Source organism: Adlercreutzia equolifaciens, from assembly GCF_029076695.1.
GTDB classification, from domain to species: domain Bacteria; phylum Actinomycetota; class Coriobacteriia; order Coriobacteriales; family Eggerthellaceae; genus Adlercreutzia; species Adlercreutzia equolifaciens_A.
Genome location: NZ_JARFIK010000001.1, coordinates 260,822 through 276,251, shown reverse-complemented (window position 1 = coordinate 276,251; position 15,430 = coordinate 260,822). Strand labels below are relative to the sequence as shown.

The window sequence follows — 15,430 nt, the reverse complement described above, 5'->3', positions numbered from 1 at the left end:
CTCGTCGAAGCCGTGCGATCCTCCCTTCGCACGGCTTCGATCTTTAGATACACTGCACCGTAAGAGGGGAGGGGGTGTTGTGCGATGAAGCTGAAAACGAAATTTCTTTGTCTGATTGCGTTGCTGCTGGTCGTATCGCTCGGCGCTAACGTGCTGTGGACGACGAAGAACCAGCATACGCAAACTGAAAACGAGTTACGCGTGCAGGGACGAGCCTTGGCTCAGCAAATGGATGCCGTGTGGGAGTTTATGGTGTACAACCAGGATCGTTTGGCGGAGGTAGCTTTTACGGAAGATGGAGTTTACCAGGGACTTCATTGCGCTATTGCCGGCCGCATTATTGGTCAGGTTTTCACTCTTCAATCCGACTACACGACGCGCTTCGTTAATTTCGAGCCCCGCAACGACGCGGGGCTTCCCGACTCCTTCGAGGCCGAGGCCTTGGAAGCCTTTCATGCCGATTCGCAGCGAAAAGATTTCTACGGTTTCGTCGACTATGAAGGCGAGCAGGTGTTTCGCTATGTGGCGCCTATGACCATCGAAGAGGCGTGCTTGCAGTGTCATGGCGAGCCTGTGGGAGAATTAGATGTGACGGGCAACCCGAAAGAGGGTTGGCAAATGGGGGACGTGGGTGGCGCCATCAGCATCATCATGCCCCTTGATGTGTACCAGCAAAACGAACGCGACTCCATTGCGCAGGACGTGCTGTTCTTCGCCGTTATGCTGGCGGTATGCCTGGTGGTGGTGTACGTAGCCCTTACCTATTTGGTCACGCGACCGTTGGGGAAAATCCAAGCCGGCGTGACCCAGGTGTCCGAAGGTAATTTGAATGTGCAGCTTTCCTACAGTGAGTCCTCGCAGGAAATGAGCACGCTGACCAGCGAGTTCAATGGCATGGCCCGCGAGCTGGCCGACGTGTATGCCAACTTGGAAGATCAGGTGGCCGATCGCACGGCTCAGTTGCAGCAGGCCAACGAAGTGCTTGAGCGCCAGCGCAAGCAGCTGGAGTCGGTGAACGCCCAGCTGGTGGACGAGAACCAATACAAATCGGACTTCCTCTCCATGGTTAGTCACGAGCTGCGCACGCCGCTGACTTCCATTGTGGCCTTCGCTGAGCTGCTGAACAAGCACGTGGTAGCCACGGATGAGAAGGAGTGCCGCGCCCTGAAGGGCATCGAGGCGAATTCCCAGGCGCTTATGCTGATGATCAACGACATTCTGGAAATGAGCCGCTTGGATGCGGGCCACGTGCGGCTGAACTGCGAAGTGGTGGACCTGGGGGATGTGGTGTCCATAGTGAAGGCCACGGTGGGACCGCTGGCCGCAAAGGAGAACTTGACGTTCTCGAGCAGCGTGACACCCGATGTTCCCCTGGTGAACGCCGACTTCGATAAGCTGGTGCACGTACTGCAGAACCTATGCGGCAATGCGGTGAAATTCACGCCCGATGGCGGTAGCGTGCGGGTTGATGCTTCCTATGACGAGGCGACGCGCCAGGTGCTGCTGGTGGTGGCCGACACGGGCATCGGCATTGCTCCTTCGGATCACGAGCGCATTTTCGAGAAGTTTGCTCAGGTGGATTCGTCATCGACGCGGCGCTATAACGGCACGGGGCTGGGGCTTGCCATTGTGCGCGAGTACGTGGAGATGCACGGCGGTAGCGTACAGGTGGAGAGCGCGCTCAGTGAGGGGGCTACTTTCATTGTGCGCATTCCTCAAGACGGCCCGTCGTTGTCCGATGAGGAGAGGGGTGAGGCGGCTGGGCAGGCGCCTGCTTTGCCGCGCGAGGAGGAAGAGGATACCCATGGTATTGGATAAGCCCATCAAGGTAATGCTCATCGATGACGACCCGGGTATCCACGAAAGCCTACGCGACTTGGTAGAGGAAGAGGGCTACGAATTCTGCGGCGCGTTGAGCGGCAAAGAGGGGCTGCGCCTGCTTGATCAGGAGCGCCCCGACCTCCTGCTGCTTGATGTGATGATGCCGGGCATGAACGGCTTCGATGTGTGTCGCCAGATGCGCGACGAGGGCCGGCGCATCCCCGTTATCTTCTTGACCGCTAAGAACGATATCGTGGATAAGAGCACTGGCTTCAAGGCTGGAGCCGACGACTACGTGACCAAACCGTTCATTGCTGACGAGTTGCTGCTGCGCATCGATGCTCATGTGCGTCGTCATCGCGACGACATGCAGCATGCTCGGGTGCATGAGGCCGATGCCGCCGCGGAAGCTGTCGCCCGTGTCCGGCCCGACCACGTGGTGGTGGGAGACTTAGAGGTGCTGTTCGATCGCTACGAGGTGCGGCTGCGCGGTGAGGTGGTGCCGCTTACGGCCAAGGAGTTTGAAATCCTCTCGCTTTTGGCTGAAAGGCCCGGCGAGGTATTCACGCGCCGTCGCATCTACGAGCATTTGTGGGGCGAGGTCGCCGAGGTGGACGAAAACTCCATTACCGTGTTTATGCGCAAGATTCGCGAGAAGATCGAGGACAACCCCAGCGAGCCTCGCTACCTGCTTACGGTCTGGCGCGTTGGCTACAAGCTCGCGGATGAGTGAGGTTCTTGGGGACCTCGGACATGATAACAGCTGCTTTTGCGCAAGAAGATCCGCACGGCCAGGGCTGAACGGGGTCAATCGGGGCCCGCTTTCCATTCAGCCAGGCGCCGTCCGCGTTGGCGCCCAGCTTTGAGGGATGGTCAACCAGGTCCCACCTTCCATTCAGCTCGGTGTCGCCCGCGCTGGCGCCAGGATCTGCGGATGGTCAATCAGGGCCCGTTTTCCATCGACGCACCGTAAATAGGAACTTTTTGGTCAATCAGACGGCGTTTTCCATCGATTTGCTTCCACTGCGAAACGAGCGCAAGAGAGCCCGCCTTTCTGACCTGGTCTTTTCCCGACGCCAAAAAGGCGCGATGGAAAACGCAGGCTGATTGACCACCGAATCGATGGAAATCGCCGTCTGATTGACCAAAAATCTCTTGCTGACATACAGTCGATGGAAAACAGGTCTAATTTGACCACTTGCTTCAGTCTTGGTCCCTCCAAGGCTCCCGACCTCCCCGAACCCTCAAGCCCCGAATCCCAAGGCCTCCGATCTTCCCGAACCCTCAAGTCCCAAGCCCCTGAACCCCTGAACCCAAGGCCCGAAGCCTCCAGACCTCCAAGACCCCCCGAGGCCCCCAAGCCCTCCGAGGCACCCCAGGTTCCCGAGCTCTCCAAGGTCCCAAAGTGCCCGCGCAGCATCTCAACTCCCAAGCCCCCAACGCCCGCACAGCGCCCTCCCTCGCAGAAATTAAGTACTAGGCGGTGACCTGGAAAATCATACCTTTTGGGCGAGGGCTCGGCGCCTAACTCCCCGGTTTCGTGAGACTGACACATCCCTGGAAATTCCCTTTAATGAAGCGCAAGAAATTGGCACAAGGCCGGTTTCTCGAATAAGGAGGAAATTCATGGGAGAAAACAAGGGAATGGATCGTCGCGGGTTTCTGAAGACTGCGGCGCTTTCGAGCCTGGCGCTGGGCGCGACGGCCGCCATGGCGGGCTGCGCTCCTGCGGGCAACAACGAGTCGAGCCTGGCCGCTACGGGCTCTGATATTTCTTGGGACAAGGAAGTAGACGTGCTCGTGCTGGGCTCTGGCACTGGCACGTTCGCTGCGCTGGTGGCCGCCGAGAAGGGCGCCAACGTGTGCGTCGTCGAGAAGGGCACCATGTGGGGCGGCACCGCTGCCACCTCGGGCGGCGGTCTGGCCGTGCCGCTGTCCTACGCCGCCGAGGCTGCGGGCGTAAAGGACAGCAAGGAAGAAGTGGTGAAGTACTTCACCAACGCGTCCGATCATCGTGTCGATCAGGCCGTGCTGAGCTCCTATATCGACAACGGCAACGACTTCCTCACCTGGCTGTCCGAGGAGATGGGCTGGACGTTCAACGCGAGCCCGCTGTTCGGCGACTACTACGAGCCCATGGAGGGCTGGATCCCCATGGGCCGCGGCAGCTTGGGCGCGGCGAACGCCGAGGGCCCGCTGGTGGCAACCCAGATGTGGGAAGAGATGAAGGCCAAGCTGGAAGAGCTGGGCGTGGAAATCCTCATGAACACCGAGGCCACCGAGCTTTTGACTGACGGCTCCGGTGCGGTGCTCGGCGCGGTGTGCGGTGGCCAGAACATCAAGGCCTCCACGGTCATCGTGGCTACGGGCGGTTTCGACCACAACGACGAAATGCGCGCCAAGTACCTGCCCTACAAGCTTATGGCCACCTGCGTAGTGCCCACCAACACCGGTGACGGCCAGCGCATGGGCATGGACATCGGCGCGAGTGTGTCCTTCATGGATCGCTGGTGGGGTGTCCCCTGCGTCCTCACCACGGGCGACGACCCGCAGGCCCTCATCAACGATGGTCTCATCGCCCAGGAAATCGCCGGTTGCGACTGGGCTATGTACCGCGGTCTGCCTGGTGCGGTCGTGGTGAACAAGAAGGGCAAGCGCATCGGCAACGAGGCTGGTCCCTACGACCTGTTCAACCAGTCCTTCGCCTACTATGACACCGGCGAGCCGGGCCATGTGAACATTCCGTCCTACCTCATCTGCGACGCTGCCTGCTGGAATACCTATTCCATGCCGGGCCACATCGTGAGCGCCGTGGGCGACGGCGAGGGCAGCTTCTTCGATGAGACCTACGGTGGCGACGCCTCTGCTGCCGACGAGGTGCCCGAGTACTTCGTGAAGGCCGACACCCTCGAAGAGCTGGCTGAGAAGCTGGGCATCGATCCTGCGGGCCTGAAGGCCGAGATCGAGGCCTTCAACGCCAATGCCGCCGAGGGCAAGGATCCGGTGTTCCATCGTGGCGAGAAGCACCTGGACATCAACACCACCGGCGTTATGGCCGGCAGCCGCACCGACATCCCGAACCCGGTGCTGGCGCCCCTGGCCGCGGGCCCGTTCTATGGCACCACCTACGTGCCTGGTTCGTGCAGCACCGCCGGCGGCCTGACCATCAACGAGAACGCCCAGGTTGTGAATACGGCGGGCGAGCCCATCCCGAACCTGTACGCGGTTGGCTGCGCTTCCTCCGGTATCTCCGGCGGCACCTACGTGCATGGCGGCATCAGCCTCGGCTCCGGTGGCGTGATGAGCTGGGTGGCCGTGAACCACGCGCTGAGCGCCTAGGTTCGCGCCCTGCGGCGTAAGCTGTACCCATAACCCTCCCTTGAGCGGCCCCTGCTTCGGCGGGGGCCGTTTGACGGTTGGGGAGGGGGTAGGTGCCGTTCGGATGGGGTGGCCCGGAAAGGGGGTGGCGGTGGCCTCCGGCGCCGAGCAAGACAACGTGACCGTCTGCCGAGATGGTTGCTGTAGCCATGCGTAGCAGGAGGAGGACCACGTCTGGGCGCAATAGGCGCCGGCTCGCGGCTCTTGGGCGCGTTCGTGCCGCTAGCTACTTCTCCGCCTGCTCTGAGGTGAGCTTTCCTTTGAAGAAGTCGATGAGCTCCTGCTTGGAGTGAACGCCCAGCTTCGCGTAAATGCGTTTGGTGTGGGTGCGGGCGGTACCCTCGGAAATGAACAGCGTCTCCTGAATGATGCGCAGGCTGCGGCCTTCCAAAAGCAGCTGCACCACTTCGGTCTCGCGCTTTGTAAGACCGGCGTCCTTGGCGATGCGCTCGAAGGACGACTCGGTACTGGTGACGATGGTCTTCTCAAGGCTGTTAATCCAGATGCCGGAGAAGGCGAAGAATATGACGATGACGGAGAGGCAGATGAACGAGGCTGCTTCGTTGGCGATAAGGTGCTGCGCCGAGGTGAGCAGGGTCTCGTTGGCGACGTTGCCGGTGGCCATACCCAAGCTCCAGCAGAGGCTTGTGCCAGCGAAATAGGTGGCCTTGCGCAGGTCAAGGCCGAACACCGTCACGATGGTCAGGCAGATGAACAGCAGCTGCGAGAGCAAGAACAGCGGAGAGGGTCGGGTGAACAGCTCGAGGGGGCTCACGGCCATGGCCGCCATCCCAAGCGCTACCACGAAGCCGGTGCAGGCCCCCATGACGAAGGGCACGAGCACGGGCACGGCCCGTCGCATGCGTTTTGGCAGCGGACCCGAGCGTGCCGCGGGAGGCGCCGGGTGGCTCGAGCCGACGGCCAAGGTGAGGGGCGCTGCAACGACAAGCGCGTCGTACACTTCGCGCGGCACCAGCAAAAGCCCCAGGTCGAGCACGTAGAACAACATGAGTGAGCCAGAAAGGGCCACGGCCAAGGTGGCGAAGTCGTCGCACTTGGCCAGCGTTTCTAGGCGTAGGAGAGCGGCCAGGCTGCAGGCCACCCCGAGGGCCAGCGAGAGAGCGGTAGCGAGCGTGTCGGACTGGTTGCCGACTTGGCTCAGCAGCACGCAGCCGAGCAGCACAAGGGGTGTGCCCAGGGCCGTGGCCAAGCGGAGAGATTTCGGAATGACATCCCAGCGGGCATGCATGATGCCCACCGCCAGCGCCGTGCTCAGGGCAAGGCTCGGTAGCACGGCAATGTTGGGAGCCAGCACCGACTCCGAGAAAATGCTCGTGTAGTTGATCTGGTGAAACCACAGCCAAATGATGGAATCGAGCAGCGCAATAGAGGCCGCCTGGCGGCCGTTGATCTTGTGCGCCTTGAGGTTGATATGCACGTTTCCCTCCCTTGAATCGGCAAATCATACCTTTCGGACGAGGGCAAATACCCCATTTACCCGGTTTCGTGAGACTGACGAAACTCCCTGTGCCCGATAGGCTTCAGACAGGCTCGGTTGCTCATCGATGAACCTGAGGTAAGAGGCGGGAACGTCGGTGAAAGTGGAAGCTTTTCAGCAGCCGAGCCTATCTTTCGAAGGGGGATTTGTCAAGAAAGGGGAGACTATGAGGCAAAGCGCACCGTGCCTGACCCGCCGCTCTTTTGTGGCGGCTGGCGCCTGCGTCGGTGTTGCGTCCCTGGGGTTGCTTGCCGGATGCACCGGCGGTACCACAGAGGCGTCCGCACCGGAGGGAAACACGGAAGACCCGACGGAACAGGAGGCAAACGTGGCAACGGAAACCAACGAGGGCCTGGCGGCCACCGGCGGCGACGAAGTGGTCTACATCGTCGATCGCCTGACGGCCAAACCGGGCGAGGGCAAAGCCCTCTACGATGACTTCATGACGAACATGAAGCCGCTGATGGAGGGTGCTGGCTGGACGTTCGTCCGCGCCACCGTGGCGCCGGCCATCTGGCTCGACAAGGATTCGAGCATCATCGAGATCGAGTGGACGATGCCCGATATCGCCCAGGCGGCGTGGGCCTATTCCTCGGCCACGCGCTACAACCCCGAGTATGTGAAGTGGTGGGCCGAGGTGCGCGGCAAGGCCGTGTCGGTCGATCGCGTGTACTCTGCTTCGGAAAGCTACATGGAGGTGCTCAATAATGTTTAGTGGTGTTTTTGCCGTCACCTTCGCCGAGGGTATGGACGATGCGGCCAAGGATCAGTTCGTCGCCGATGCACGCACGGCGGCTGCGGCGGTGAGCGACGTCTTTCTGGCCGACAAGGTGCTCGAGCCGCCCATGCCCGGTGGCGACTTCGTCTGCGAAGTGGGCTTTGCCGATCAGGCGGCCTACGACGCGGCCAAGGGTGGCGCGGCCTGGGGCGATCTGAAGGCGCTCATGACCGACCCCTCCAAGGTGGCCAACTGCGAGTTTCTGGCCTACGGCGAGGGCGACCTGCTGCTGCAGGAGAAGGAGAACTCCACCTGCCACCGCATCCTGTTCTTCAGCATTCGCGAAGGTGCTGATCCGGCGATGATCGAGAAGATGGAAGCCCATATGAACGACATGGCCGATCACGTGCCGGGCCTGCGCAACTGCAAGTTCGCCCGCGTGGTGGAGTCCGAGGGCACCGACGAGTGGGCCTACGCCTACGAGTGCGACTTCGACGAGCCCATGAGCTTCCTCGGCAAGTACATGACCACGCCGTTCCACTTCCTGTACGTGGACAAGTTCTTCGAGCCGGCTTGCGCCGAGTGGGTCGCGAACGTGAACCTGTGCACTCCGTACATGGCCCAGGAGAAGCCCTTCCTCGCGAACTTCGCCTAGCGAGAAAGCGATTCGGCCCGAGTTTCGGCTGGCTGCAGATCGACTCGGCCCGAGTTTCGGCTGGCTGAAGAGCGGCTCGGTCTGAGGTTTGTTTCGGCCACACCTCGTGGTTCAGCTTTACGCCCCCGTCTACCTCCCGACGGGGGCTTTCTTGTTTGAAGCTGGTTGTGGGAGCACATTCCTCCGCAGCTCCCCCGGGCCGGTCGCCCCGCCACTCACCCTCCTTCTTCGACGCTCTGACAATAAGCCGACCTTCCCAGTCATGAAATCCGTGGCTCACGTCGTGTTTCCCCCTGCGGGATTACCGTGGAGTGAGCCCCCGTGCAGGGCTGGAGTTTGCTAGAATGAAGCACACTTGAGAGAAGTGTGGATTTTGAAGGAGACTCGACCCCCATGGAAATGACCGAAGAGCAGCTAACAATGATCACGGGCCAGCTGGCCACTATCAAGGAGCGCTCGCCGTTCTATGCGAAGAAATTCGAGGGGATCGACGTGGCCGCGGTACGTACCCAGGCCGACTTCGAGCAGCTTCCGTTCTCGGAGAAGGACGACCTGCGCGCGGTGTATCCCCTGGGCTTGCAGGCCGTCCCCGACGACGAGATCGTGCGCATCCACAGTTCCTCGGGCACCACGGGCACGCCCGTCATCATCCCCTACACTCAGCAGGATGTCATCGACTGGGCCACGCAGTTCGCCCGCTGCTATGAAATGGCGGGCATCACGCCCTTCGACCGCATCCAAATTACCCCGGGCTACGGCCTGTGGACGGCGGGCATCGGCTTTCAGCTGGGCGCCGAGCGTCTGGGCGCCATGGCCATTCCCATGGGCCCCGGCAACACTGAGAAGCAGCTGAAGATGATGCAGGACCTGAAGTCCACGGTGCTCTGCGCCACCAGCTCCTATGCTCTGTTGCTGGCCGAGGAAATCACCAAGCGCGGCCTGCGCGACAAGCTGCACCTGAAGAAGGGCGTCATCGGTTCCGAGCGCTGGGGCGAGAAGATGCGCAGCCGCATCCAGAACGAGCTGGGCATCGAGATCTATGACATTTACGGCCTCACCGAGGTCTACGGTCCGGGCATCGGCATTTCCTGCGACGCCCACGACGGTATGCACATCTGGGACGACTTCGTCTACATCGAGATTGTCGACCCTGAAACCGGCCAGGTGCTGCCCGACGGCGAAGAGGGCGAGCTGGTGCTCACCACGCTGCGCAAGCAGGGGGCGCCGCTCATTCGCTATCGTACTCACGACCTTACGCGCATTGTGCCGGGCGCCTGCTCCTGCGGCAGCCGCCACCCGCGCATTGCCACGCTCACCGGCCGCACCGACGACATGTTCAAGGTGAAGGGCTGCAACATGTTCCCGGCCCAGGTGGAAGAGGTTATCAAGGCCACCGACGGCACCAGCTCGGAGTACCAGGTCATGATCGAGGCCGTGGACGGCCACGACGTGCTTACTGTGCTGTTCGAAACGCCGCTGGAGGGCGAGGCCCTGGCCCGCTGCGAGGAAGAGCTGGCCCTCATCTTCAAGGCGAAGTGCGGTTGCACCCCGGAGGCCAAGGGCGTGCCGCTGGGCGAGCTGCCCCGCTCCGAGAAGAAGACGAAGCGCATCTTCGACAGCCGCTACTAAGCGGCGGCCCGGGAGGCACCGGACGTGAGGCGTCCGGTGGGCACTCCGCCCGAAAGGGGGTGCGCACCCAGGCGCGTGGGGCGCTTGGCAGAGAGCAGGCGCTGTGGGGCGCTGAAAAAGAACCAAAGCCGCCGATGGAAGGAGAGAGCCATCAACACGAGCTTGAACAATAAGCAGACTATCCTCATCGTCGATGACTCGATGCTGAATCGAGCGCTGCTCGCCGACATGATCGGCGACAGCTTCCGTATTCTGGAGGCCGAGGACGGCAAGCAGGCCGTGGCGGTTATGCAGAAAGAAGGCTCGGGCATCTCGTTGGTGCTGCTCGACTACGTCATGCCGCAGATGGACGGCTTTGGCGTGCTTGAGGTCATGAACCGCAACGGGTGGATCAAGGACATTCCGGTCATTATGGTGTCCGCCGAATCCGACGCGGCCTATATCGAGCGTGCCTACGAGTTGGGCGTTACCGACTTCATCAACCGTCCCTATGACGTGAACATCGTGCGTCGCCGCGTCATGAACACGCTCATGCTGTACCAGAAGCAGCGCAACCTTATGGGCATGGTGGCCGACCAGGTGTACGAGCGCGAGAAGTCCAACAACCTCATGGTGTACATCCTGTCGCACATTGTGGAGTTCCGCAACGGCGAAAGCGGCATGCACGTGCTGAATGTGCAGGCCATGACCGAGATGATCCTTACTCACTTGGTGCGCCTGACCGATCAGTACGACCTGACCCCCGAGGACATCTCGCTCATCTCCATGGCATCCAGCTTGCACGACATCGGCAAGATTGCCATCCCGGAGGAAATTCTCAACAAGCCGGGCCGCTTCACTGACGAAGAGTTCGCCATCATGAAGACGCACTCGGCCGTGGGTGCCCAGATGCTGGACGATCTGGAGCTGTACAAGGACGAGAAGCTGGTGAAGGTGGCCTGGGAAATTTGCCGCTGGCACCACGAGCGCTACGACGGCCGCGGGTATCCCGACGGCTTGAAGGGCGAGGAGATTCCCATCTCGGCCCAAGTGGTGGCGCTGGCCGATGTGTACGACGCCCTGACCAGCCCCCGCGTGTACAAGCCCCCCTTCAGCCACGAAGAGGCCCTGCGCATGATTCGCGACGGGGAGTGCGGCACCTTCAACCCGCTTATCCTCCAGTGCCTCACCGAGGTGGCCGGCGAGCTGGAAAGCCGTCTGAACCGCGGCGTCACGGGCCGCGAGGTCACGAACGATACGCAGCGTTTGGTGGAAACGGCCCTCGATGCGGCCGGCGACGCCGAGGTATCCAGCCGCACCCTGGAGCTGCTGGACTACGAGCGCATGAAGTACCACTTCTTCGCCTCCATGAGCAACGAGGTGCAGTTCGAGTTTACCGAGGAACCGCCCATGATCGTGCTGTCCGACTGGTCCGAGCGCAAGCTGGGCCTGCCGGAAATTGTCATGGATCCCTATAACGACGAGGCCTTCTGTCAGGTGTTCGGCTCGGAGAACTTGACGGCCATGAGCACGCTGCTGCGCGCCACCACTCCGGACGACCCGGTGGTGGACATGGAGATGCAGGTGACCGTGGAGGGCGAGACGCGCTGGCTCCATGCGCTGGCCCGCGCCTTGTGGAGCGAGGAGAACCCGCCGTCCTACATGGGCTCTATCGGCAAGTTCATCGACATCGACGATCAGCAGGCCCAGCTGCGCGACTTGCAGTTCAAGGCCTACCACGATCCGCTTACGGAAGTGGTGAACGGCGCCTTTGCCCGCAAGGTTATCGCCGACCGTTTGGGCGACGGCCAGGATCGCGACCGCGATACCGATCGCTTCGTGCTGGCCGTGTGCGATCTTGACCTGTTCAAGCAGGCCAACGATAACTACGGCCATCAGTTCGGCGATAAGGTGCTGCAGCACTTCGCCAGTCGTCTGCAGGACAGCGTCCGCGGCGACGACATTGTGGCCCGCGTGGGCGGCGACGAGTTCCTGCTGTGCATGGAGTGCCCGGTCAATCCGCAGCCGCTTATCGAGCGCATCCACGGCTCGCTGGAAGGCGAATTCGAGGGCTTCCCGCTGTCGGTGTCCATGGGCGTGGCCACCACCGAGGGCGGCGTGCGCGACTACGACGAGCTGTTCCGTCGTGCCGACGTGGCCCTGTACCACATGAAGCGCAGCGGGCGCGGCGGTTTCGTCTTCTATGACGATCTGAACGAAGAAGAGCAGCATTCCCTGACCGACGGCAGCCACACGGCGCTGTCGGGCATCGATGCCGGAGAAGAGGGCCAGTAGCGCGGCCGTACCAACAGTTAAGGAGAAACGACATGTCTTTGGAGATTGCCTACGCTGCCATGGGCGGCGACCTGGAAACGGTGCGCGGCCGCTTGCTCACCGACGAGCGCATCGAGAAGTTCGCGAAGATCTTCCTGCAGGACACCTCTCTGCAAACCCTGGAGAATGCCCTGGAAGCAGGGGATTTCCCCGAGGCCTACCGCGGCGCTCACACCCTGAAGGGCGTCAGCCGCGACTTGGGCTTCACGCCGCTGTTCGAGGCGTCGGCGGCGTTGTCCGACGCTCTGCGCCTGGACGATGCCGGCATGCCGGCGGCGCTGGAGAAGGTGCCCGAGCTGCTGCCGGCGGTGCGTGACGCCTATTCCTTGGTGGTCGACTCCATCGCTATCATCTAGCAAGCGGAAAAGGCGGCGTCGTACATGGGGGTGCGCAGCGCGGCTTCCGGAAGGAAAGGTTCATGACCGGAACGGATAGTAAGATAAAAAGCGGCCGCATTATTGTCGTGGTATTGGCCATTGCGGTGGTCATGGCGGCGTTCGCGGTGTTTATCTCTATGAATGCTGCGCGCATCAACGATCAGAACGCCCAGTATCTGCAAGGCTCTACCCAGCAGTCGGCGCGGCGCATCAGCGAGTGGATGACCGACTCTCAAACCGAGGTCAAACTGCTGTCCGCTATGTACGAACGAGGCTTGACGAGCGCCGATGAGGCCAGCATCGAGGGCATCAAGGTGCTCGCTGAAACCACGAAGTTCGACTACGTCACGTTTTCGGCCATGGACGGCTTGACCGTCGACGACCGGGGCCAGGCTGGCGACGCCTCCGATCGCGAGTACTACGTGCGCGGTATCGAGGGCGACTCGGGCGTCTGTGCCACCGACGATTCGCTCTTCTACGGTGACCTGTCAGTCATCTTCTATACCCCCCTGCGCTACGACGGTGAAGTCATCGGCGTCATTGCCGGCGCCTATCGCGAAGACTCCATGGAGGACTTCCTGGCCACCTACTTCTTCGGTGAGCAGACAAGCACCTACCTCTGCACTCGTGACGGCACCGTGGTGGCGCACTCTTCTTCTATGGTTTACGCCAATGAAGTAGACAATGCCCAGGATCTCTACTTCGAGAACGGCTCGTCGAGCGACATCACCCGTGCCGACTTGGAAGAAGCCTTCCATAACGGCTCCTCCGTCACGTTCGACTACAAGGGCGATGCGGGAAGCGGCATGGCCTACGTCATGCAGTTGCCCGACTACGACTGGATGCTCATGCGCACCTTCCCCAGCTCCATTACGGATGCTATGACGGCGCGCGCCAACTTGGCCGGCATGGTGTTCGTGGCGCTGGTGGCCTTGGCTCTGGCCGGTGTGGCTGCCTACTTCCTGGTGCAGTCCATTCGCCAACGCTCGAAGCTGCTGTCGGAGAGCGAGCACGTAACGGGCATAGTCAACTCGTCGCTGGCGCTATTCCAGCGATTCGCCGTCATCGATCTTGTGCACAATACCTACGAGTACTTGAAGGACGACGGCATCAAGGACGATTTGCCGCGTCATGGCGAATACAACATGTTCCGCTATTACTGGCAGACGCGCTTCTCCGATGAGGAAGAAGCCGACCGCATGAAGGCCATGCTCACGCCCGAGTACATTCAGGAGCATCTGACGGCGGACGTGCCCTACCTGCATCTTGAGTACCGCCTCACCGACCCGGAGACGGGCGACGTGTCGTGGAACCAGGCCTCCATGATTCCCCTGGTGCGCGACAATAACGGCGTGGTGCAAAGCGTGCTCATGTCGGTGCAGGACGTCACCGACGTCAAGGAGCGCGAGATTGCCAACCACAATGCCCTGGAAGACGCGTTCCGCGAGGCCGAGCGCGCCTCGAAGGCCAAGAGCGACTTCCTGAACTCCATGTCCCACGACATCCGCACGCCCATGAACTCTATCATGGGGCTGACGGCCATTGCTACCATGTACCTGGACGATCCGGAGCGCGTGAAGGACTGCCTGACGAAGATCACCACGTCCAGCCGCCATCTGCTGGGCCTCATCAACGAGGTGCTGGACATGGCGAAGATCGAGAGCGGCAACTTGGGCCTGTCGGAGGAGGACTTCGACCTGCCCGAAACGGTGGAGAGCCTGCTGTCCATCATGACGCCGCAGATCAACGACAAGAAGCTTGAGCTCAAGGTGGAAATTGCCGACATCGAGCACGAGCATGTGGTGGGCGACCCCATGCGTCTGCAGCAGGTGTTCGTGAACATCATGGGCAACTCGGTGAAGTTCACTCCCGAGGGAGGCACCGTCAGCCTGCGCATCAAGGAGCTGCCCAGCCGCATCAAGGGCTCGGGATGTTACGAGTTTACCTTCTCGGACACCGGCTGCGGCATGTCCGAGGACTTCGTGAAGAAGGTGTTCGAGCCCTTCACCCGCGCCAACGATTCCCGCGTTACCAAGGTGGAGGGCACGGGCCTGGGCATGTCCATTGTGCGCTCGGTAGTAAACCTCATGAACGGCACCATCGACGTGCAGAGCAAGCTGGGCGAGGGCACCACCTTCACCGTCACCGTGTACATGAAACTGCGCGAGGGCGACTCCCACGATCTGTCCACCTTCGAGGGGCTGCGCGTGCTGGTGGCCGACGACGAGGAAGCCTCCTGCGAAAGCGCCTGCGAGCTGCTGCACAGTGTGGGTATGGAAGCCGACTACGTGCTTTCGGGCGAAGAGGCAGTGGAGGCGGTGCGCCGCGCCGTCGAGGAGGCCCGCGACTACGTGGCCATCATTCTGGACTGGAAGATGCCCGGCAAAAGCGGCATCGAGGCCGCCCGTGAAATTCGCGAGATAGTCACCGAGGATCTGCCCATCATCATTCTTTCCGCCTACGACTGGACGGCTGTGGAGCAGGAGGCGCGCTCAGTGGGCGTCGATGCCTTCATCTCCAAACCGCTGTTCCGCAGCCGCCTCATTCATGTGATGAAGGGGCTGCTGGAGGAAGAGTCGGGCGAGCCGGTCAGCGAGTACGAGGTGCTGCAGCAAAGCGACTTCAGCGGACACCGGGTGCTGTTGACCGAGGATAATTCCATTGCTGCGGCCATTGCCCTGGACATTCTGGGCATGACGGGCCTCGAGGTGGATCACGCCGAAAACGGTCGCCGGGCCGTGGAGATGCTGCTGGATGCCGAGCCCGGCCACTATGACTTGGTGTTCATGGATATCCAAATGCCCGTCATGAACGGCTATCAGGCGGCCAGCGCCATCCGCGCCTCGGCCGAGGGCAAGGGCCTTGACGGCATCGTCATCGATCCGCGTACGGATTTGGGCGAAATTCCCATTGTGGCGCTGACGGCGGACGCCTTCGCCGACGACGTGGCCCGCGCCCGCGCGGCGGGCATGAACGCCCACATGTCGAAGCCCATGGAAATCGAGCTTCTGGTGAAAACGCTGAACGAGTGGTTGTAAGCC

10 protein-coding genes are annotated in these 15,430 nt (G+C 61.5%); 9 read left to right on the top strand and 1 reads right to left on the bottom strand.

Features of this window, described 5'->3' with window-relative positions:
• The first annotated feature begins 84 nt into the window (after nt 1-84).
• The 3 genes from PZH32_RS00885 to PZH32_RS00875 all read left to right on the top strand — a co-directional run bounded on the left by PZH32_RS00885 (nt 85) and on the right by PZH32_RS00875 (nt 5,160).
• Complete coding sequence (locus tag PZH32_RS00885) at nt 85-1,818, top strand: ATP-binding protein (RefSeq protein ID WP_275205751.1); 1,734 nt, start codon at nt 85-87, stop codon at nt 1,816-1,818.
• Entirely contained in the window at nt 1,805-2,554 is a 750-nt protein-coding gene (locus PZH32_RS00880) for a response regulator transcription factor (protein ID WP_275205750.1), read from the top strand. Before PZH32_RS00885 ends, PZH32_RS00880 begins: the two co-directional genes overlap by 14 nt.
• Nucleotides 2,555-3,447: 893 nt before the next feature.
• On the top strand, nt 3,448-5,160 hold the full coding sequence (locus PZH32_RS00875) for an FAD-dependent oxidoreductase (protein ID WP_275205749.1): 1,713 nt from the start codon (nt 3,448-3,450) through the stop codon (nt 5,158-5,160).
• Between the two features lie 265 nt (nt 5,161-5,425).
• Here the strand turns inward: PZH32_RS00875 and PZH32_RS00870 are convergent, their stop codons facing one another.
• Entirely contained in the window at nt 5,426-6,637 is a 1,212-nt protein-coding gene (locus PZH32_RS00870) for a helix-turn-helix transcriptional regulator (RefSeq protein ID WP_275205748.1), read from the bottom strand.
• Between the two features lie 226 nt (nt 6,638-6,863).
• Between PZH32_RS00870 and PZH32_RS00865 the strand changes: the two genes are divergently transcribed.
• The 6 genes from PZH32_RS00865 to PZH32_RS00840 all read left to right on the top strand — a co-directional run bounded on the left by PZH32_RS00865 (nt 6,864) and on the right by PZH32_RS00840 (nt 15,427).
• Nucleotides 6,864-7,412 (top strand): hypothetical protein, encoded by a 549-nt coding sequence (locus tag PZH32_RS00865; RefSeq protein WP_275205747.1) that lies wholly within the window; start codon nt 6,864-6,866, stop codon nt 7,410-7,412.
• The gene (locus tag PZH32_RS00860) at nt 7,405-8,070 is read left to right on the top strand and encodes a Dabb family protein (protein WP_275205746.1); all 666 of its coding nucleotides are present in this window, start codon (nt 7,405-7,407) and stop codon (nt 8,068-8,070) included. Before PZH32_RS00865 ends, PZH32_RS00860 begins: the two co-directional genes overlap by 8 nt.
• Nucleotides 8,071-8,463: 393 nt before the next feature.
• Nucleotides 8,464-9,699: a phenylacetate--CoA ligase family protein gene (locus tag PZH32_RS00855; RefSeq protein ID WP_275205745.1), complete on the top strand. Its 1,236-nt coding sequence runs from the start codon at nt 8,464-8,466 to the stop codon at nt 9,697-9,699.
• 162 nt (nt 9,700-9,861) lie between these two features.
• The gene (locus PZH32_RS00850; protein ID WP_275205744.1) at nt 9,862-11,973 is read left to right on the top strand and encodes a bifunctional diguanylate cyclase/phosphohydrolase; all 2,112 of its coding nucleotides are present in this window, start codon (nt 9,862-9,864) and stop codon (nt 11,971-11,973) included.
• Between the two features lie 32 nt (nt 11,974-12,005).
• Nucleotides 12,006-12,368, top strand: coding sequence for an Hpt domain-containing protein (locus PZH32_RS00845; RefSeq protein WP_275205743.1), 363 nt, complete (start codon nt 12,006-12,008; stop codon nt 12,366-12,368).
• A 62-nt stretch (nt 12,369-12,430) separates the two neighbouring features.
• The gene (locus PZH32_RS00840) at nt 12,431-15,427 is read left to right on the top strand and encodes a hybrid sensor histidine kinase/response regulator (RefSeq protein ID WP_275205742.1); all 2,997 of its coding nucleotides are present in this window, start codon (nt 12,431-12,433) and stop codon (nt 15,425-15,427) included.
• Nucleotides 15,428-15,430: the final 3 nt, after the last annotated feature.